The 20,685-nt window shown below is 52.1% G+C and carries 15 protein-coding genes and 2 pseudogenes; 5 read left to right on the forward strand and 12 right to left on the reverse strand.

Translation table 11 applies throughout. The features are described from left to right. Positions 1-8: 8 nt before the first annotated feature. From SD71_RS07110 to SD71_RS07140, 7 genes are all read right to left on the reverse strand, one after another. Positions 9-1,436 (reverse strand): PTS mannitol transporter subunit IICB, encoded by a 1,428-nt coding sequence (locus tag SD71_RS07110; protein ID WP_041061532.1) that lies wholly within the window; start codon positions 1,434-1,436, stop codon positions 9-11. Between the two features lie 271 nt (positions 1,437-1,707). Next, positions 1,708-2,130: a PaaI family thioesterase gene (locus SD71_RS07115; RefSeq protein ID WP_041061535.1), complete on the reverse strand. Its 423-nt coding sequence runs from the start codon at positions 2,128-2,130 to the stop codon at positions 1,708-1,710. A gap of 38 nt (positions 2,131-2,168) precedes the next feature. Further along, positions 2,169-3,854 (reverse strand): AMP-binding protein, encoded by a 1,686-nt coding sequence (locus SD71_RS07120; protein WP_041061538.1) that lies wholly within the window; start codon positions 3,852-3,854, stop codon positions 2,169-2,171. A 28-nt stretch (positions 3,855-3,882) separates the two neighbouring features. Further along, positions 3,883-5,667, reverse strand: a complete 1,785-nt coding sequence (locus SD71_RS07125) for an acyl-CoA dehydrogenase family protein (protein WP_041061540.1) — start codon at positions 5,665-5,667, stop codon at positions 3,883-3,885. Positions 5,668-5,698: 31 nt separating this feature from the next. After that, positions 5,699-6,883: an acetyl-CoA C-acyltransferase gene (locus SD71_RS07130; RefSeq protein ID WP_041061543.1), complete on the reverse strand. Its 1,185-nt coding sequence runs from the start codon at positions 6,881-6,883 to the stop codon at positions 5,699-5,701. 25 nt (positions 6,884-6,908) lie between these two features. Beyond that, a complete protein-coding gene (locus SD71_RS07135) occupies positions 6,909-9,305 on the reverse strand; it encodes a 3-hydroxyacyl-CoA dehydrogenase/enoyl-CoA hydratase family protein (protein WP_041061545.1) in 2,397 nt (798 codons plus the stop codon). 5 nt (positions 9,306-9,310) lie between these two features. After that, positions 9,311-11,479 carry a heterodisulfide reductase-related iron-sulfur binding cluster gene (locus SD71_RS07140; RefSeq protein WP_041061548.1) on the reverse strand — a complete coding sequence of 723 codons (2,169 nt, stop codon included), beginning with the start codon at positions 11,477-11,479 and terminating at the stop codon, positions 9,311-9,313. A gap of 170 nt (positions 11,480-11,649) precedes the next feature. Between SD71_RS07140 and SD71_RS23500 the strand changes: the two are divergent. The 5 genes and pseudogenes from SD71_RS23500 to SD71_RS07160 form a co-directional block, all read left to right on the forward strand. Beyond that, a pseudogene (locus tag SD71_RS23500) lies at positions 11,650-12,204 on the forward strand (TetR/AcrR family transcriptional regulator); the annotation flags it as partial. 63 nt (positions 12,205-12,267) lie between these two features. Next, on the forward strand, positions 12,268-13,035 hold the full coding sequence (locus tag SD71_RS23505; RefSeq protein WP_041061623.1) for an electron transfer flavoprotein subunit beta/FixA family protein: 768 nt from the start codon (positions 12,268-12,270) through the stop codon (positions 13,033-13,035). Positions 13,036-13,059: 24 nt separating this feature from the next. After that, positions 13,060-14,038, forward strand: a pseudogene (locus SD71_RS07150) (electron transfer flavoprotein subunit alpha/FixB family protein). A gap of 143 nt (positions 14,039-14,181) precedes the next feature. Beyond that, complete coding sequence (locus SD71_RS07155; RefSeq protein ID WP_041061551.1) at positions 14,182-14,649, forward strand: hypothetical protein; 468 nt, start codon at positions 14,182-14,184, stop codon at positions 14,647-14,649. Positions 14,650-14,718: 69 nt separating this feature from the next. Continuing rightward, positions 14,719-15,093, forward strand: a complete 375-nt coding sequence (locus tag SD71_RS07160) for a hypothetical protein (RefSeq protein ID WP_041061553.1) — start codon at positions 14,719-14,721, stop codon at positions 15,091-15,093. Positions 15,094-15,141: 48 nt separating this feature from the next. On the opposite strand, the gene SD71_RS07165 is transcribed toward SD71_RS07160, so the two are convergent. The 5 genes from SD71_RS07165 to SD71_RS07185 form a co-directional block, all read right to left on the reverse strand. Beyond that, entirely contained in the window at positions 15,142-16,185 is a 1,044-nt protein-coding gene (locus SD71_RS07165; protein ID WP_052476050.1) for an SGNH/GDSL hydrolase family protein, read from the reverse strand. Beyond that, positions 16,182-17,417, reverse strand: a complete 1,236-nt coding sequence (locus SD71_RS07170) for an alpha amylase family protein (RefSeq protein WP_052476051.1) — start codon at positions 17,415-17,417, stop codon at positions 16,182-16,184. The genes SD71_RS07165 and SD71_RS07170 overlap by 4 nt, the downstream gene beginning before the upstream one ends. 19 nt (positions 17,418-17,436) lie before the next feature. Beyond that, a complete protein-coding gene (locus SD71_RS07175; RefSeq protein WP_041061559.1) occupies positions 17,437-18,315 on the reverse strand; it encodes a carbohydrate ABC transporter permease in 879 nt (292 codons plus the stop codon). Beyond that, complete coding sequence (locus SD71_RS07180; RefSeq protein WP_200889574.1) at positions 18,308-19,204, reverse strand: carbohydrate ABC transporter permease; 897 nt, start codon at positions 19,202-19,204, stop codon at positions 18,308-18,310. Before SD71_RS07180 ends, SD71_RS07175 begins: the two co-directional genes overlap by 8 nt. Before the next feature lie 92 nt (positions 19,205-19,296). After that, on the reverse strand, positions 19,297-20,679 hold the full coding sequence (locus SD71_RS07185; protein WP_041061562.1) for an ABC transporter substrate-binding protein: 1,383 nt from the start codon (positions 20,677-20,679) through the stop codon (positions 19,297-19,299). Positions 20,680-20,685 lie beyond the last annotated feature (6 nt).

Below are 20,685 nucleotides of genomic sequence, written 5' to 3' on the forward strand. Positions count from 1 at the left end.
GCTATTCTCTATTTACCCAGACGTTCGGCGAGCACATCGTACTCCGGGCTTTTGACAAAGTCGTCAATCGAAATGTGTTCCGCATTCGGTGCTTTTAATCTTGCCCTGTCGGTCAGTGTCTTCTGCGTGATAACGATATCCGCATCCGACGGAATTTCACTGATCGCGGCATTCGTCACGGTGACCGCAATGCCTGCCTTCGTCAGTTTTTTTCTAAGAATGGAGGCGCCCATGGCGCTTGATCCCATACCGGCGTCGCAGGCAAACACGATTTTATTGACATCGCCGTTCGCTTTAACGGCTCCTGCCGCTGCTGAAGCCGGCGCGCCTTTCGATTCGGCTTTCATTTGTTTTACTTTTTCCGTTGCGGTCTCGAGATCCTCGTCTTCGGTTTTGCGGCTCGTCTTTAGCATTACGGAGGCGACCAGGAAGGATGCCGCAGCCGCGGTTAATACCCCGGCTAGCACCGGTAACAGTCCGCCTTTCGGAGCCATAGCGATCAGTGCGAAGATGCTTCCCGGAGAAGGCGTAGCCACCAGCCCTGCGCCCAGCACATTGAACGTGAAGCTTCCCACTACACCACCGGTAATGGCTGCAAAAATCAACCGCGGATTCATCAGAATATAAGGGAAGTAAATCTCATGAATCCCGCCCAAGAAGTGAATGATCACTGCGCCGGGAGCCGATTGTTTCACTGATCCGCGCCCGAACAGCCAGTACGCGAGAAGGATACCCAGCCCCGGACCCGGATTTGCTTCGAGCAGGAAGATCACCGATTGACCGACTTCTTTTGCTTGTTGCAAAGCAATCGGGCTTAATACGCCATGGTTAATGGCATTGTTAAGGAACAGGACTTTACCAGGCTCAATAAGAATATTGGCCAGCGGCAGCAGTCCGTTATCGATCAGGAAGTCTACGCCGGAAGCCAGCCCTTTGCTGATCGCTTGCACGATCGGGCCGATTCCTTTGAAAGCCAGAAGGGCTAACGCACCGCCGATAATGCCTGCAGAGAAGTTGTTGACCAGCATTTCAAAGCCGGAACGCACTTTGCCTTCGATGGATCTGTCAAATTGTTTCAGAATCCATGCGGATGCCGGTCCAACAATCATTGCACCGAGGAACATCGGAATATCCGCGCCGACGATTACGCCCATCGTGCCTACAGCGCCCACCACTCCGCCTCGAGTACCATGGACCATATGCCCGCCGGTGTATCCGATCAGAAGCGGGAGGAGATACGTGATCATTGGGCCTACAAGCTCAGCCAATTCTTTGTTCGGAAACCATCCGGTCGGTATGAACATCGCTGTAATAAGTCCCCAAGCGATAAAAGCGCCGATATTAGGCATCACCATGCCGCTGAGAAATCTTCCGAAACGCTGAACGGAAACTTTTACGCTTCCCTCGGAAGAGGTTTGTTGTTGCCTCTCACTCATGATTGAACCTCCTTCACTAATTTCCATTACCCATTATTATTGGATATTGGATTCTGTATTAATCATATACGTTAAGCGCTTTCAAATTCAATGAAATGAAAAACAGCTTTCGTCATGAAAGCTGTTGACAGGATTTTATGTAGGAAAAAAAGATCGTACTTACCTTTAGTTACAGCTTATTTTAACGCAAACTGTGCCAAAGCGCCATCATACATAATACCTGTATAACGAAAAGACACCTTCAGCCGAAGGTGTCACTCGAATCCAACCATTATTTTTTCTTGTCAATGACCCGGAACGACGCGGTGGCCATTGCGCATATGTTGTTGTTCTCATCCGTCAACGTTCCCTGAGCGGTAACCATCTTACCTGAGACGTGTACAATCTCGGCCACGGCACTGACTCTGCCGACGCCAACCGGCGAAGTAAAATGGATGTTCAAATTCGAAGTGACCAGGTTCTCATTGGGACGGGCGACCATTGCGGCGATTCCCATGGCGGAATCCAGAACACCGCAGTGAACGCCGCCATGGAGAATCCCAAGCGGATTAAGGTGATGCTCCTTCACATCCAGCGCGACGGTTACCTTATTCCTTTCGATCTCGACAAGCTCGCATCCTAGATATCCCCAGAAAGTTCGCTTCGCTCTTTCGATCAAATCCTCGAATCCTTGCTGCAGTTCTTGAGTGTCCATCGTGTTTCTCCTTCCGGGCTTGCAACCGCGTCTGCTTATTACTTGGTGACCTGCTCCTGCTGCTGCGAGTCTTCCTCGACCAGCTTCCTCCGCAGCACTTTCCCGGCGATCGTCTTGGGCAAGCTTTCGCGGAATTCATAGATATGAGGCACCTTATAAGCGGCGAGCCGTTCCCTGCACCATTTCTCGAGATCCTTGGCATCCAAGGTTTCCCCTTGTTTCAAGACAATATAAGCTTTAACCGTCTCGCCGCGGTATTTGTCCGGAACGCCCAATGCAGCAGCTTCCTCAATGGCCGGGTGTTCGAAGAGTACCTCTTCGATTTCCCGAGGGAAAATGTTAAAGCCGCCGGCAATGATCATATCCTTCATCCGATCCATGATAAAGAAGAATCCGTCTTCATCCATACGCGCCATATCGCCTGTCCGCAGCCAGCCGTCCTTCAGAACCTTCGCCGTCTCGTCCGGCCTGTTCCAGTAACCCTTCATCACCTGAGGCCCGCGAACGGCCAATTCGCCGATCTCGCCTTGAGGAAGTTCATCGCCGGAGTCCGGGTCCACAATTTTGGCGAACGTATCCGGGAACGGGATGCCGATGGAGCCGAGCTTGCGGCTCTCCCAAATATTGTTGGCATGAGTAACCGGTGACGATTCCGTCAAACCATAGCCTTCGATCAGGCGTCCGCCGGTTATCTCCTCGAATTTATTCTGTACTTCGTGGGGCAGAGGAGCGGCACCGCTGACACAGATATTGATCGACGACAGATCGTATTTCAAGATGTCCGGGTGGTTGATCAGAGCGATATACATCGTCGGAGCTCCCGGAAACACCGTCGGTTTAAAGCGGTCAATCGTTTGCAGAATTTGCGACACTTCAAACTTCGGGATCAAATACATGCAGCCGCCCAACATGACGGCTTGGTTCATCAGCACCGTCAGCCCGAACACATGAAAAAAAGGAAGCGCTGCCAAATAACGTTCTTGCGATTCGCTTCTTTTATATGCCCATAGACCATTCTGTACGGTGTTCGCCGTGATGTTGAGATGCGACAGCATGACCCCTTTGGACACGCCCGTCGTGCCTCCGGTGTACTGCAGCAAGGCCAAATCATTTTCCGCGTCCACCTCGGTATATACCGAAGTGCTTGGCGAAGCATTCAGCAGCTTCACGAACGCGTGCACGGTGTCCCCATACTCGACCTCCCGCTTCAAGCCGTCTTTTTTCGCTTTCAGCGGATACAGCAGGTTTTTCGGGAATGGCAGGTAATCCTTAATGGAAGTAACGACGACGTGGCGCACTTCCGTAGCCGGAACGACACCCTTCACCCTCTGAAACAGCAAATCGAGCGTAACGACAATCGAAGCTCCCGAGTCTTTCAGCTGGTGCTCCAGCTCCCGCGGCATGTAAAGCGGGTTTGTCATGACGACAATCCCGCCTGCAAGCAGCGTACCGTAATAAGCGATCACCAGTTGGGGACAGTTGGGCAGCATAATCGCCACCCTGTCCCCTTTCTTTGCGCCTAACTTCCGAAGCGCATTCGCGAACCTGTACGAGCAGGTCAGCAGTTCGGAGTAAGTCATTTCCTTGCCCATAAAATGCAGCGCCGTGCGTGCCGGGTATTTCGCCGCAGACTGGATGAGAAACTCCGCCAGATTATGTTTAGGATACGGGTAAGTCGGCGGTACTTCTTTGGGATAATGAAGTAACCACGGATGCTGTGCCAAGACCCATCACCTCTTCTTGGAATAAGGGTTAATGCACGTACTTTTCCGACTTTATGACCCGTGCGGCGATCTGTCGTTTCAGCTGTACGGAATTCACCGGCGTGCGGCGGGTGAGCTTTTTGAGAACGGACAGCTGCGTGCGCAGGATGTCTCCCGACTCCATTGCAGACAAAGCCTCTTTCGCGAATGACTCGATCGCATCGAACGCTTCATGCACGAAAACAGTCGTCATCTCGATCGCGTTCGCCGACTTTTCTTCTCCTTGCTTGGCCATCAGCTTCTTCGTTCTGAGCAGCGCGCTTTCCATCGCATAGAGTTGAATCATGATATCAGCCATATGGCTGAGCACTTCCTGCTCCTGCTCAAGCTTCACTTGGTATTTCTGAACGGCCGTTCCGCCCACCATGAGGAAAATTTTCTTGGCCATGGACACGAGGTGCGTTTCTTCCTCAAGCGTGCCGTCGAACGTCTGCCCCGGAACGAGCTGGAGAAGCTCCGACTGAAGCGCTTGGGCCTTCTGCATAAGCGGAAGCTCGCCTTTCATCGCGCGCTTAAGCAATGTGCCCGGAATGAGCAGGCGGTTAATTTCATTCGTTCCTTCGAAAATGCGGTTAATCCGCGAGTCGCGGTAAATCCGTTCGACTTTATACTCCTGAATGAAGCCGTATCCGCCGTGAATTTGTACGCCTTCGTCCGCTGCGAAATCCAGCACTTCGGAACCGAATACTTTGTTGATCGAGCATTCCAGCGCGTATTCCGCAATGGCTTTGGCGGATTCGACACCGGCTTCAGGGCTGTTATAGTCAATGTGGCTTAGTCCTGCGTCAAACAATCCTGCTGTGCGGTACACCATGCTTTCCAGCACGTAAGTGCGCAGATTCATTTCCGCGAGCTTCTTGCCGATCAGCGGGAAAGATGAAATCGGCTTGCCGAACTGGGTACGCTCATTCGCGTATTTGGCAGCCAGCTCAACCGTTTCTTTAGATCCGCCGAGACATCCGACGGCAAGCTTGAAACGGCCGATGTTCAGAATATTGAACGCGATCAGGTGGCCTTTGCCGACTTCCCACAGCAGGTTCTCGACCGGCACCTTAACATCCTCGAGAATGAGCGGACGGGTGGATGAGCCTTTGATGCCCATCTTTTTCTCTTCCGGACCTACGCTCACGCCTTCCATTGTTTTCTCAACAATGAAGGTGCTGAATTCTTTACCGTCCACTTTCGCGTAGACGATGAAAATATCTGCGAAGCCGGCGTTGGTGATGAACTGTTTAGCGCCGTTCAGCACGTAATGCTTGCCGTCCGGTGTCAGCACCGCGGTCGTTTTGGCGCCGAGGGCGTCGGATCCGGAGGAAGGCTCCGTCAAGCAATATGCCGCGATTTTCGTACCGCTCGCGAGCTCGGGCAAGTACTTTTTCTTTTGTTCCGGCGTACCGAAGTAGACGATCGGCAACGTTCCGATACCCACATGTGCACCGATGGAAAGCGCGAACGAAGATGCTTTCGCCAGCTTCTCACTGATCAGGGTGGAGCTTACTTTATCGAGGCCGAGTCCGTCGAAAGCTTCCGGTACGTCGGCGCCAAGCAGGCCAAGCTCCCCTGCTTTTCTCATCAGCTTCACGGTAAGGTCATAGTCCAGCTTTTCAAGCTCCTCGTCGTGCGGCAGCACTTCACCTTCCACGAATTCGCGGGTCGTGTCCGCGATCATGCGCTGCTCCTCGGTTAAATCATCCGGTGTGACGATAGAATTGAAGTCCAGATCGTCAATGACGAAGCTTCCGCCGATCACTTTATCTAACGTTTTTTCAGTCATGTTCATCTCTCCCTTTTATGATCAATCACGATTATTCCGGATAAACTTCGAATACGCCTGCCGCGCCCATGCCGCCGCCGATGCACATCGAGACGACACCGTGCCCGCCGCCGCGGCGGCGAAGTTCATAGATCAGGCTGGCGGTCAGCTTCGTACCCGTACAGCCGAGAGGATGGCCCAGGGCAATTGCGCCGCCGTTCACGTTCACGATGCTCTCGTCAATCTTCAGTTCCCGGATGACGTGCAGACACTGGGAAGCGAACGCTTCGTTAATTTCGAACAGCTTCACGTCTTCAATCGTAAGTCCTGCGCGCTGCAGCGCTTTCGGGATCGCTTCCACAGGGCCCACGCCCATAATATCGGGATCGACGCCTGCGAGCGCGAACGACTTAAAGCTTGCCAGCGGCTTGAGACCCAGCTCTTCGGCTTTCTCCCTGCTCATAACCAATGCTGCAGCCGCGCCGTCGCTCATTTGCGAGGCGTTGCCCGCCGTGACGGTGCCGCCCATCTTGAAAGCAGGCTTCAGATTTCCAAGCCCTTCCACCGAAGTATCCGGTCTTACGCCTTCATCCGTCTCGACAGTGACAGGTTTCTCCCACGGTTTACCGTTATCGCCGAATCCTCTCAGCGACGTCTTCACAGGTACGGTCTCATCGTTGAAGGCCCCTGACGCAATGGCTTTCGCGGCTTTGGCATGACTGGACGCCGCGAATCTGTCCTGATCCTCGCGGGAAACACCGAAGCGCGCAGCCACATTCTCAGCCGTATGGCCCATTCCGATATACACGTCCGGCATTTCGTCGACAATCGTCGGATGCGGGGAAGGCTTGAAGCCCGTCATCGGAACGTGGCTCATGCTTTCCACACCGCCTGCGATGACAACGTCAGCGCCCCCAACCATGATGCGTTCCGCCGCGAACGCGATCGCTTGCAGACCGGATGAGCAGAACCGGTTAACCGTCAATGCAGGGACAGTGGAAGGAAACCCGGCGTACATCGACATGATTCTGGCGAAGTTTAAACCTTGTTCCCCTTCCGGCATGGCGCATCCGATGATGACATCCTCCACGTCCTCTTTCTTCACACCCGGAGCCCGATCGATCACTGCCTCAAGCACCGTTTTTCCCAAATCCTCCGCCCGGGTGTGGACGAAGCTTCCCTTCTTGGCCCGGCCGACCGGGGTACGTGCTATAGAAACGATCACTGCTTCTCTCATGTTCGATCACCTCTCATTAGTTGGCTTAGTTGCGCAGCGCTTTGCCTTTGGCAAGCATGTGCTGCATACGCTGCTGGGTTTTGACTTCGCCGCAGAGACTGAGGAATGCCTCGCGCTCCAGATCCAGCATGTATTGCTCGGTAACCATCGTTCCGGCAGGCAAGTCTCCTCCGGCCATGACATGCGCCAGCTTACTCGCAATCAACAGATCGTGATCGCTGATATAGCCTGCATATTTCATATCTTGAGCGCCAAGCTTCAATACCGCTTTGCCGTCTGCGCCGATGACGCGGATTTTCGATTGCTGAGCCGGTTGATACCCGCCTCGAACCAAGGCAAGCGCAGATTGTTTGGCCTCATACACCAGGTGATCCTGATTGGCGACGACACGATCATGCGGCCGGAAGTAACCGAGCTTTCTCGCATCCTCCGCACTTGTTGAAACCTTCGCAGTACCGACATTCATGAACATTTGGTTGATATACGGCTGCAAATCCACTTCCGGATTCGGGTTCGCGAGGCTTGCCCGGAGCGCAATTTCCTTACATCCTCCGCCGGCCGGTATTAAACCGACGCCAACTTCTACAAGTCCGTAATACGTCTCCGCGTGCGCCACGATCTGATCGGCCGGCATACACGCTTCAACGCCTCCGCCTAACGTCATGCTGTGAGGAGCGGCGACAACGGGCTTTTCGAAATGTTTAAGCTTAAGCATGGATTGCTGGAACATATGGATGATGTTGTCGACCTCGTCCCACTCCCCGTCCTGCGCTTCCATCAGCAGAAGCATGAGATTAGCTCCTACGCAGAAGTGCCGGCCTTCGTTGGCGATGATCAATGCGTCATAATTCTGGCGAACCTCATCGACGCTCTGCTGGATCATGGTCAGAATATCAGCGCCGATCGCATTGTTCGGCGAATGGAACTCCAGGCAGACGACGCCGTCGCCGACATCAATCAGGCTTGCGCCGCTGTTCGAGCGGACGACTTTATTCTGTTCCTTCAGATTACGCAAAGAGATGATTTCAGGACGCTGTTCAATTGCCGTGTATTGTCCTTTGTGAAGATAAAAAGTCGTTCCATTCGTTTTTTGATAGAAAGATTGGTTGCCCGCGGCAATCCATTCCTTCACCCAATCCGGCAGTGTCTCTCCTTCGGACTCCATCCGTTCGGCGGTTCTAACCAGGCCAATGGCGTCCCACGTCTCGAACGGTCCAAGCTCCCAGTTAAAGCCCCATTTCATGGCGCGGTCGATATCGTGTATCGAATCGGCAATCTCTCCGACTTTGCCGGCCGAGTATACAAGCACCTTCTTCAAAATATCCCAAGCAAGCTCCGAGTAGCGGTCCTTGGCGCCAAGCAGCGCTTTTGTTTTTTCCTTCGCCCCTTTGGCGGCTTTCGCAGCCTCCAATGAAGCGGATGCAGGCTTCTTGCTCTTCACGTATTCCATTGTCGTAAGGTCGAGAGACAAGATCTCGCTGCCCTTCTCGCCTTTCACTTTCTTATAGAAGCCTTGGCCGGATTTCTCGCCGATCCACCCGCGGGACACCATGTCCTTCATCACTTGCGGAACTTCAAAAACAACCTTCTCGTCGCCCTCCTCCACTTTCTCGAATACGTTATTCGCCACATGCACGAAAGTATCGAGGCCGACCAGATCCAGCGTGCGGAAAGTCGCGCTTCTCGGGCGCCCCAACGCCGGTCCCGTTATCGCGTCCACCTCATCGACGGTGAAACCTTTGGCCGCCATGGCCTGCAGCGTAACGAGAAGACCATACGTACCGATCCGGTTGGCAACGAAATTCGGCGTGTCCTTCGCGATTACGACGCCCTTGCCGAGCGTCTTTTCACTGAATTCGGCAATTTGCTTCACGATCGCCGGATCTGTCGTTTCTCCCGGAATGATCTCCATCAATTTCATGTAACGAGGCGGGTTGAAGAAGTGCGTACCGAGAAAATGGCGCTTGAACTCTTCTCCGCAGCCTTCGACCATGGCATTGATCGAGATTCCGGATGTATTCGAGGTTACGATAATGCCAGGCTTCCAATGACTTTCGATTTTCCGGTGAAGCTCTTGTTTCACTTGGAGGTTCTCCACGACAACCTCGATCACCCAGTCCACATCTTTAATTTTGTGGAGGTCGTCTTCGATATTGCCCGGCGTGATCCGGCTGACAAAGGCCTCGTCATAAAGCGGAGCAGGTTTGATCTTGGACAATCTGCTGAGCGCTCCGGTCGCGAGCCGATTGCGCACCGCCGGATGCTCCAAAGTAAGTCCCTTCGCTGTCTCTTCCGGCGTCAAGCTTGCCGGAACGATGTCCAGCAGCAGGCTGGGAATACCCACGTTGGCCAGATGGGCTGCGATGCTGGCGCCCATGACCCCCGATCCGATTACAGCGGCTTTGGTGATTTTTGCTGCCATTTGCCTCATACCTCCTGTACGGTCAATTGTTCAGATAATTTGGAATCGCCGAATACCGCTTGTTCGAGAATCTCCGCGATATCCCGCGCTTTTACCCTGTCGTCGACTTCTTTCATTTTGGTGCCGTCTTCCATCATGGTGAGACAGAAAGGACATGCGCTGCTGATCATCGTCGGATTCGTGAGCAGCGCTTGCTCCGTACGGGCGACGTTGACACGTTTGCCCGACGTTTCTTCCATCCACATCATCCCGCCGCCGGCCCCGCAGCACATCCCGTTCTCACGGCTGCGTTCCATTTCGACGAGCTCGACGCCCTGAATGGCCCGCAAAACATCGCGCGGCTGGTCATATACATTGTTGTAACGACCCAGATAGCAGGAATCATGATAAGTAATACGCTCGTTAACCGCATGCTTCGGCGTCAGCTTCCCTTGCTTGATCAGCTGATCGAGCAGCTCGGTGTGGTGAAGGACTTCCACCTCCTCCAGGCCGAACTCGGGATACTCATTCTTCAATGTATTGTAAGCGTGCGGGTCGGCGGTCACGATTCTCTTCACACCGTACTTCTGGAACGTTTCGATGTTCTCCATGCACAGCTGCTGGAACAGCATTTCGTTCCCCATCCTGCGCGGCGTGTCACCCGAGTTTTTCTCCTCGTTGCCGAGAATCGCGAAGTTGATACCCGCTTCATTCATGAGCCGCACCAGCGCGCGCGACACTTTGCGGGCCCGATTGTCGTAAGAGCCCATGGATCCGACGAAGAACAGAATGTCGAAATCCGGGTTGTCCTTCACCGTCGGCACCGGAATACCGCCGATTTCCTCTTTCCAGTTGCTGCGGTCGTTCCGGCTGATTCCCCATGGATTGCCTTGGCGCTCGATGTTCTGCATGGCGCGCTGTCCTTCATGGGGTACGCTGCCCTGCATGAGCACGAGATGGCGGCGGAGATCCACGATCTTGTCGACATGTTCATTGCCTACGGGGCACTGGTCTTCACAGTTGCGGCAGGTTGTACAAGCCCAAATTTCCTCTTCCGTCATCACATCGCCGATCAGCTCCATCTCTTCCGGCTTCTTGTCCGCGGGCTTCCAGGTTTCTTTCTGCCAAGCGAGCGTCGGGTTAATATCGGTGATGCCATCATGTGCCCACTGCGTTTCCACTTCGTTGTGGACGACGCTGTGCGCGTTCCCCATGGGAAAAGCAAAAGCCGGGGCCCATGGAGATTTCGATGTGACGGCTGCGCCTTTCTCCGTCAGGTGATCGCGAAGCTTCACGATGAGGTGCATCGGTGAAAGCACCTTACCTGTGTTGGATGCAGGGCACACATTGGTGCATCGTCCGCACTCCACACAAGCGTAGAAATCGAGCATTTGCTTTTGCGTGAAATCCTCGATTTTTCCGGCGCCGAACGACTCCGCTTCTTCATTTTCCAAATCCAGCTTGCTTAACCGACCCACCGGTTCCGTACGGCCCAGAAAGATATTGATCGGCGCCGTAATCAGATGAAAGTGCTTGGACTGCGGTACATAGACAAGGAAGGACAACAAGATAACGAGATGTGCCCACCAGAAAACATAGAACAGAACTTGTGCCGCTCCCGTTGAAATGCCTCCGAACAAGGCAGCGATCATCGACGAGAACGGAGCGTATGCGGATGCTTCATGCCCTGACCAAATGCGCTCGAATCCGAGCGACAGGAGCACCGACAACATGAGGAAGAAAATAAAGTAAAGGACGATGCTGGGCTTCCAATCTTTTTTCAGCCGTTTCAGCTTCTCGCCGTATCTCCGGTATGCGGCGTAGCCGATAGCCAATATGATGAGTACTGCGGTAATTTCCTGTGTAAGTCCGAAAACCGGATATCCGGGAATCGGCAGCTTCCGCCCGCCCGTTAACCCCGTATAGATCAGGTCGAGCGCGCCGAATTGCAAAATAATGAAGCCGTAAAAGATAACGAGATGCATGATCCCGCTCTTGCGGTCTTTCATCAGTTTCTTGTGGCCCAGAACTTGCGAGACGAGCTCGCCCACCCTCATCCGCCAGTCGAACGGCCGAACCGGAGGCTGGCCCATCTTGATGTACAGATAGCGATGGTAAACGGTCTGATAGAACAAAAACAGGGCATACCCGACAACGAGCACGAATAGTAGATAATGAATCCACGACCAAACCATGATGAACCATCCCTTCGCGAAAGTCGGAGTGAATACGCTTACAGCCAGTACATTTAAAAAATCTTATGAACGGCACATTGACAATGCTTGGCGAATTTCATAAGATGTAGACAAGAAATGAATGAGTATTCATTCAGTTTTCACCATGATTCTACCATTGGGGGTCGCGTATGACAAGCAAAAAAAATAAATATGAGTTGATCCTCGAGGCGGCGGTGAAAGTTTTCGCGGAAAACGGGTATCACGGTTCCCAAGTGTCGAAAATCGCGCGCGAAGCCGGAGTGGCCGACGGAACCATTTATTTATATTTCAAAAATAAAGAGGATATTCTGATCTCGCTATTCCGTGAGCGCCTGGGCGATCTTGTTACGAAATTCCAGGCGAGCGTTGAGCAGTCGGCGACCGCCGATGAAGCTTTGAGAAAGATCTGCGAGATACATTACACAGAATTGGAGCAAAACAAACATCTCGCTTACGTCACCCAGATCGAACTCCGACAGAGCTCGCTTGAGCTCCGCAAAGCGATTGGCCAAGCGGTGAAGCCGTACATTGTTTTAATTGAGGATATTCTGGTAAATGGAATGAAAGAAGGAACTTTTCGCCAAGGGTTGGATGTGAAGCTTACGCGCCTGCTCATCTTCGGGGCTATGGACGAAGTGGTGACCTCGTGGCTCATCTCCGGGCGTAAGTATTCGCTGCGCAGGCAGATCGACCAGACCGTCGAGTTTTTCCTTAAGGCGCTCAAGCTTGATCAACATAATTTTTATTATATGAAAGGAGATTTCATTATGAATGTGTATGTGATACTGAAGCAAACGTTCGACACCGAGGAGAAAATCGTCATCCAGAACGGCAAGGTTTCGGAGGATGGAGTAAAGTTTGTTATTAATCCCTACGACGAATATGCAGTTGAGGAAGCGATCCGCATCAAGGAGCAGTCCGGCGGCAGCGTTGTCGTCGTGTCCGTCGGGCCGGAAAGAACGGCTGAAGCTTTGCGCACGGCACTCGCAATGGGCGCGGACGAAGCGGTGTTGATCGGCGACGACCGCATACCTGCGGATGAATACGCTGTATCTCGTGTGCTTGCCGCCTATTTCGCGGATAAATCCTATGATCTGATCCTCGGAGGCAACTTCTCCGTGGACAACGGCGCCGGCCAGGTCGCGGTGCGGCTGGCCGAACTGCTTAACATCCCTCATGTCTCCTCCATTACGAAGTTGGAGGTCTCGGGAGGCAGTGCCGCCGTGAACCGCGATGCCGAGGGCGATCTCGAAGTGCTGGAAGTTTCGCTCCCGGCCCTGTTCACAGCGCAGCAAGGCTTGAACGATCCGCGTTATCCTTCTCTGCCCGGCATTATGAAGGCCAAGAAGAAGCCGTTCGCGCAGCTAACGCTTGATGATATAGGCATTGCAGCCGACGGGCTCGAAGCGAAGACTTCGCAGACCGAGCTGTCCCTGCCCCCTTCCAGAAAGGCTGGCCGGATCCTGCAGGGAGACATTCCCGCACAGGCCGCCCAGCTCGTCGAACTGCTTCGTACCGAATCGAAGGCCATCTAACGGACTTTTAGGAGGATATCATTCATGAGCAGAACTTATATGATCTTAGCTGAACACCGGGACGGAAAGCTGCGGCAGGTAACTTTCGAAGCGATCCAGGCGGCCAAGCTGGCCATGCAGGACGGCGACCGCATCGCGGCCGTGATCGTCGGCGCCCAAGTTTCTTTGTTAGCCGATGAGCTTGCAGCTTACCCCTTGTCGGAAGTATTCGTAATCGAGCATGACAGCTTGAAAAATTACAATGCGGAAGCCTACCTTTCCGCTTTATCCTCTCTTCTCGACTCAAGCCGTCCGGATGCTCTGTTCACAGGACATACGGCAATCGGACGCGACCTTGCTCCGGCAATTGCCGCCAAGCTTGAGGCTGGGCAGTTATCCGATGTGATTGCGGTAGACACGAACGGTGCAGGAGTTGTTTTCACAAGACCTCTGTACGCGGGTAAAGCGTTCGAGAAAAAAAATGTTTCAAGCCGGTCCATGGGTCGTCACCGTTCGTCCGAACAACATCCCTGCGGCACAGTCCATCGACGGACAGCAGGCGCAAATCAATAAAGTCGACTATTCGCCGGCCACGGATCTTCGTACGGTAGTCAAAGAAATCGTGCGCAAAACCTCCGGCAAAGTCGATCTGACCGAAGCGAAAATCATCATCTCCGGCGGACGCGGCGTCAAGAGTGCGGATGGTTTCAAGCCGCTCGAAGAGCTGGCGGAGCTGCTCGGCGGTGCCGTCGGCGCATCCCGCGGCGCTTGCGACGCCGGCTACTGCGACTACGGCTTGCAAATCGGCCAGACAGGTAAAGTCGTGACGCCGGAAATCTATATCGCCTGCGGCATCAGCGGAGCGATCCAGCATTTGGCCGGCATGAGCCAATCGCGCATCATCATCGCCATCAATAAAGATCCGGAAGCTCCGATCTTCAAAGTAGCCGATTACGGCATCGTCGGCGATCTGTTCGAAGTCGTCCCGCTGCTCACTCAGGAGTTCAAGAAAGTATTGGCCTAATAAATGATCTAAAGCCCTGTTTCTCACCTCGAGTGGAAACAGGGCTTTTTGTTGTCCTCCGCTGCCGCCCATTTCATTCAGGGCCAGTATCACGATCGATCGACTCGAATAGGCTATAGCACGAAACGATAGGAGGTTTATTCATGACTATGTACCCTTATTATCCGTATTGGTATGTCAGAGATTTCCAACCTTATTTCCAACCGTATCATTCAGGCTACCAGAAGGCATATTCCCCCGCTGCATATCTGCATGCAATTCAGCCCTATTTAACTCCACCGGGCGCTTATACGATGGGATTCAATGCGGATGGAAGTTTAGGCCCTTTCAGCGCAGGCTTCCACGCAAACAGCCACTTGGGCGGAGGGCATGGCTTCGGTTCCCAGGTTGACACGAACATTGGCGGAGCTTACGGCCTGGGCTTGCAAGCCAATGCGGGTGTAGGCGGCGGTCAAGGCATTGCCGCGCAAGCTGCCGGCAATATCGGCGGCAATTACGGACTCGGACTGCAAGCCGGCGGTCAGCTTGGCATGCACGGGTTCGGTTTAAAAGCAGGAGGCAATATTGCCGGTCAAGACATCGGGTTCAACACCGGCTTTAACTGGGGTTAAGCCGCAGATTTAAGTTTCATAAATCCGTTTCCTTGGGGAACATTATTGTCAGTGAATGGAGGGATACGCATGGAAACCACAACCACAGACAATAATGACCAAGGCACGAATGAGCAACGACTGGTAAACCTTAGGCAAGAAGCGGATAGCATCATTGCCGGGATTTTTGAAGATGACAACATCAGCGAGGAATTTCTGCAGGATCTCAAAAACGTGATCATGACATACCTTGACGACGATTCATTGATTCAGGTCGATGTGGAGAACTTGCAAGAAGGAACGATTTCTTGTTCTGTGTATTCTGAGGATGGCGTGCATAAATTTCTTTATGAGTCGGATGAAGAATGGGGCGCTATGTTCTTTGGGCGTGACGAGATCGATAATGCCTTCTATATTCTAAATGAACTGGACGTTGAAGAGATCGATGAGGTGCCGATTCAGTGAACGGAAGGAGGGGTGTGCAGGCGCACACCCCTCCTTTGTTCATCCCTATCATCCAATATACTGCATCATTACCGGCGCCAAATGTTCGGCCATCCGAATGAAGCCCAAATCCGTCGGATGCACACCGTCAACGGTGCACTCGCTGTAATCGTCTCCAAGCAGCTGCTCACCGTCGCAGAAATACAGCTTGTCGTCGCCTTGCTGACGAAGTTTATTCACGATGTTCATTTGAATTGATTTTCGCCTTTGCCTCAGTTCCAACAAACCGTGATCAAACGTCTCCCGCGCATATCGTATTTGGGAAAGCACAACAATAGGCACTTTCGGATGCTTGCCGCGATAAATCCGAATGAACTCCGGCAGTGTGCTTTCGAGCAATTCCGGGCTGACGGAATTGGCCTCATAGTCAAGAACGAACAGCTGCGGATTCGGGATTTCACTAATGGCATGAGCAACCTCCGCTTCCCCTTTGCCGTTACCCGAAAACCCCAAATTAATGAACTCCAGATTGATCTTCCGGCTCAAAATGTTCGTGTATGCCATACCCGGCCTTGCAGCGCACCCGCCCTGTGTAATCGAAGTGCCGTAAATCACGATCCGCTTGTCACTTGAATAAGGCGGCGGCGCAGCAATCTCCGCTTCCGGGTCGAGTCCGATCAGCACCTCTTCAACACCCATGTAAAGAGGAAAGTACAACGTCATATTTTGAACCCCTGCATCCATCTTTTCGAACATGGCGAACTCATATTCTTTTTTCGTATGGTCGTATTTGGTCGTGTTATAGTACTTCTGCTCTCCCGATGCCCCGATATAGCAGTCAAAGCCGCACTGCCCGGTTGCCGGCATATGGTTCATATCCGCCGTTCCGGTCAAACGAACCTTTACCGATAGCCGGCTCGAATTCGTCTGAAAACGGATTTGCCCTCCTGCAGTACAATTGGCGAGATCGTCCACAGCGGGCGGAAGCGGATGTTTCGGCTTTACCGGCATTCTGCGGTACACCCCGTCTTTTTCCAACCATGGAAACCCGGCAATATGGAACGGCTCATTCATCGGGGAATGCCAGAACACTTCCGACTTTTCAACCGTCATTTCTTCTTCCCTTCTTTCGCCAATTCAAGTGTACCGGGCAGTTCCGGCCACCATCGGTAATTGTTCAGATATACGGCATCGAACAGCATTACTCCATGCGTCCGTTCCCGGCACATGTTGACCGCTTTGCGGAACTGCTCGGGGTTACCCTCATAATCTTTCAAGTACAAGCTTGCAACAACCGGAATACGATTATTTGTCGCTTCCAGACTCATATTAATAGCGCCTTCTACGCTATACCAAGCCGCAGGTCTGCCACTGGCAGCCGCTTCTGCGACAGTAACCTCCGGGTAATAGCAGCCTGTCATAATAAAATCCAATTCGTCCGCGTAAGCGCTCCGGTGATAGTCAGGCGATGCCCAACGAAGATCCGAGCGGTACGTCTCACTTGCCCAATTCACGCCTTCTTGATAGTAAAGCGGATACCAGGAACCTACATAGATGCTGAACAGGCATTCGGGCCGAATCGACTTGACCGCCGTTTTAGCCTGCTGTACGAATCGTTTGATGTTCCACGCGCGCCATTCCGTCCATTGGGGGAACCATTTTCCTTGGATAAAATTGTCCCGTCCTGCTCGGGTACCAGGCTCTATAATATCATCGGGCCAGCGCTCTACGGTTTGGTTGATAAATTGCTCAAAGTCACTTCTGCTAAGATTGCTGAAGTCCGCGTACACATTCGGGTAACGGCAACGGTCCAGTACGATCCCGTCTATTTCGTAGCCGGTAACGATCTCCTTAATGATCGAAAGCTCGTGCTCCACAACCTCCGGGTGAATTGGATTTACAAACACGGTATCATTGTCAAAGTCTTCAGCGTACGCGGAGACTCCTGATGTTTCCGGGTTCATATACACGACTTGCCATTCTTTCCTGCTAAAGGCTATTCCGTCTCCGGTCGTTCTGGTTCCTTCGGCAAACACATCGATATTAGCGAGAACCTTCAAACCTGCCGAACGCGCCTCCAAGATCATCTCTTTTAGGAAGTCCCTGCCTTCCCACATCTTAAAACGACCATCGGACCAGCTGCTCACATGCAGAGCATACCGACTGGGATATGTGCTATGTCCGTAAGGGATTTTCGCGTCGACAACCAGATGCGTAATGCCGGACACCTTTGCGTGCCGCACCAGATGCTCCCTGTTTTCTCTCTCTGCCAGATGAATCCCGTTTGCCAGAAAATCCACCCAAAGCACATTAGCGCCCTTTTCAATCTGATTATGCATCGGCATGCTTCACCCTCTCCATCTGTCAGCCTTTAACCGCTCCGACCATCCCGTTGATAAACTGCCTCTGCAGAATGAGGAAAATAACGATGATCGGAATGACGGAAATGATCGTTCCAGCTGCTATATAAGGGAAGTTAAACGCCAGATTGCTGTTCAAATACCGGAGTGCAGGCCCTAGAGGATACTTCGCCTTATCGTCCAGTACGATAACAGGCCAGATCAGGCTGTTCCAGAATGCCATAAAGTCGAAAATGACTACCGTTGCAATTGCCGGCCGTATCATCGGCACCATAATACTGGCAAAAATCCGGAACTCGCCGGCCCCGTCTATTCGAGCAGAAAGCTCCATATCGTTAGGCACCGTAATGAACGCCTGGCGAAGTAAAAAGACGTTGAAGATGCTGATCGCCGACGGCAATACGACACCCATCAAGGAATTATACAAGCCTAAGGATTGAATGGTGAGAAAGTTCACGATCATACCCGCAGCATTCGGCAAAATCATTGTGCTGACCATCGTAAAAAAGATAGCGTTGCGGCCCGGAAAACGCAGTCTGGCCAGAGGGTATGCCGTCAAAGCGCACAATGAAAGATTAAGGAGAACGCCGAGCGTCGTCATAACTACGGTATTTCCGATATAATCCCATAATGGCATGATGTTGAACACATCGATAAAATTCTGAAACGTAATCGGGTTCGGGATGAATTGCGGGGGATACGCGTACACGTTTTCCCCTGTTTTGAGAGCGGTTGACAGCAGCCACAGGAATGGCCCAAGCGTAATGACGGTGGTCAACAGCAGCAACGGGTAAAGGATGATGGCCTGCAACACCTTTTTTCCCGACCACTTTTCGGAGCGGATGGGGCGGCGACTTGCCCGAGAAACTGAGGCATCACTCATAATACGTTAACCCCCCTTTTCTCGTAAATCTGAACATGGCAATCGAGATGATCGTGATAATAATAGCGACCAGCAGCCCAAGTGCCGCTGAATAACCGAATTCAAAGTCTGTGAACGCTATCCTATATGAATAAACGCTCGTCGTTAACGTCGAATAAGCGGGGTCTCCAAGCGATCCATGCATGACAAACACTTCATCGAAAACTTGGATCGCACCCATGACGGACAATAAAGAACATAAAAGCACGAATGGCATGAGCAGCGGAATCGTAATATGCCAGATGACTCTCCAGCGGTTAGCCCCGTCAATCCTCGCAGCTTCCTGCATTTCAGTCGGAATGGATTGCAGCCCGGCAAGATAGATCATCATGTAAAAACCTAATCCTTTCCAAACGGTAACGATCATGACTCCCATCAAAGCCAGCTTCGTCTCCACCATAAAAGAAATCGGTTCATCCAGAATTCCGAACTCCATCAAAAAGTAATTCAAAATCCCTTGTTCTTCGTATACCCATTTCCATGCGATGGCCGCTGCAACCATCGAAGTAACGACCGGCACGAAATAAGCGACTCTGAAAAACTGGACGAAACGCAGCTTGTTATTCACGAGAATAGCCATAAGAATGGATATGATCTGAAGAAAAGGCACGACCACTATGTATATCAGGGAATTTTTCAGCGCCGCCCCGAAGATCGGATCCGAAAATGCCCTTTTGAAGTTTTTCCATCCCGTCCAATGTGTCGTATCTACGACCGAATAGTCGGTAAACGCAAGCGGCAAGCCGCGCACGATTGGGTAAAACGTGAAAATCAGCAGCATAATGATGCCGGGAATCAGAATCAAGTAGGCAAAAATGGCTTGCCGCCTCATTAACTTGTTGGTAAACAAAGGTGGTCACCCCCTGCATTTGGAATATACGAATACTGTGTTAAGGATAAATAGGAGTGAGATTGGCTCACCCCTATTTATCTGTTATTCAATTATTTGGCTGCGTTTACCTCATCAAGTATCTTTTGCGCTGCTGATTCGGATTGGCTCAAATACTCTTCCGGCGTAATATCGCCGAGCAGCATCTTCTGCCAATTTTTCCACAACGGCTCCAAAATCTTGCCTTCGTCCTTCACACCCAGCGTGAAATCCTGCGCTTTGGCTGCTTGCTTTACAGTAATGATTTTTGCTTTCGACTCCGCATCGTCTCCACCTTGAGTAAAGAACGGGTCTGCTGCGGCTTTTTTCGTCGACGGAAGTATGTTTACAATTTTACAGAATTCCAGCTGCGACTCGTCGTTCGTCATGAAATTCGCAAGCGCAATCGCTTCCGGGTGGTTTTCACTTTTAACCGGGACAACCAGGTTCATAAGGCCTGCATGATATTTGCCGGACTTCAAGACGGGCATCTCCGCAACGAGCGTATTGTCATAAATCTTTTTCGCATTCGTTTTTACACGGCTCAGGAATGCAGCACCGGTAGTAAGGGTCGCGATCTGGCCGGATTGATATTTATCCGTCGCATAGTTGGCATCTGCTGACAAACTCTCTTTCGGAACAATACCTTCGTCATAGAGTGCTTTGTTCCATTTCACCCATTCGAGTGCTTCCGGGGTATTAATAACGATTTTCTTCTTGTCTTCACTAATAACCGGCACCCCGGAGAAGTACAAGTCAGCCGGCGGATTGTAGGTCGGCACGAAACCGTATTTGCCTGTTTTCTCTTTGATCGTCACGGCGTGCTGCCTGAGCTCTTCCCAAGTGGTCGGCGGTTTGTTCGGATCGAGGCCCGCCTTTTCATATATTTCCTTGTTGTACATAAATGCGGAGAGTCCGTAGTACCACGGAAAAGCATAAACGCCGTCCCCGAGTTTCGCCGAGTTGTACAAGGTTTCGAAATAAATCGAGCGCTGTTCTTCAGTTGCTTCGGCGTTCATGTCGACCAGCGCATTCTTTCCGGCCAGCGTCATCGTCATTCCAGTGTTCAGGTTAACTACATCCGGGGCGTTGCCGCCGGCAATGGAAACCAGCAATTTCTGCTCCATGGCGTCATACGGCAGATCCGTCCATTTGACTGTGACACCCGGATTCTCATCTTGGAACTTCTTGATACGACCGTTAATATAATCATCGAAATTAGGGCTTAAAGAAATGGTCCAGAATTGCAAAGTAATATCCTTAGGGGCTTCCGAACTTTCACTCGGTGAAGCGCTTTGAGTTGATGATCCCGATGCAGGGGGAGATGAGCTCGATCCTGCCTCGTTGTTCTTTCCGCCGCCGCAAGCCGCTAAAATGGATATCATCATGGCGCAAACCATCAGTAAAGCGACAACCGTAACTTTCTGGTCATTCTGTTCCCTCTTTTCATTTGTCATTTAACC

Origin of the sequence: Cohnella kolymensis (genome assembly GCF_000829465.1) — a bacterium.
Taxonomy (GTDB): domain Bacteria; phylum Bacillota; class Bacilli; order Paenibacillales; family Paenibacillaceae; genus Cohnella; species Cohnella kolymensis.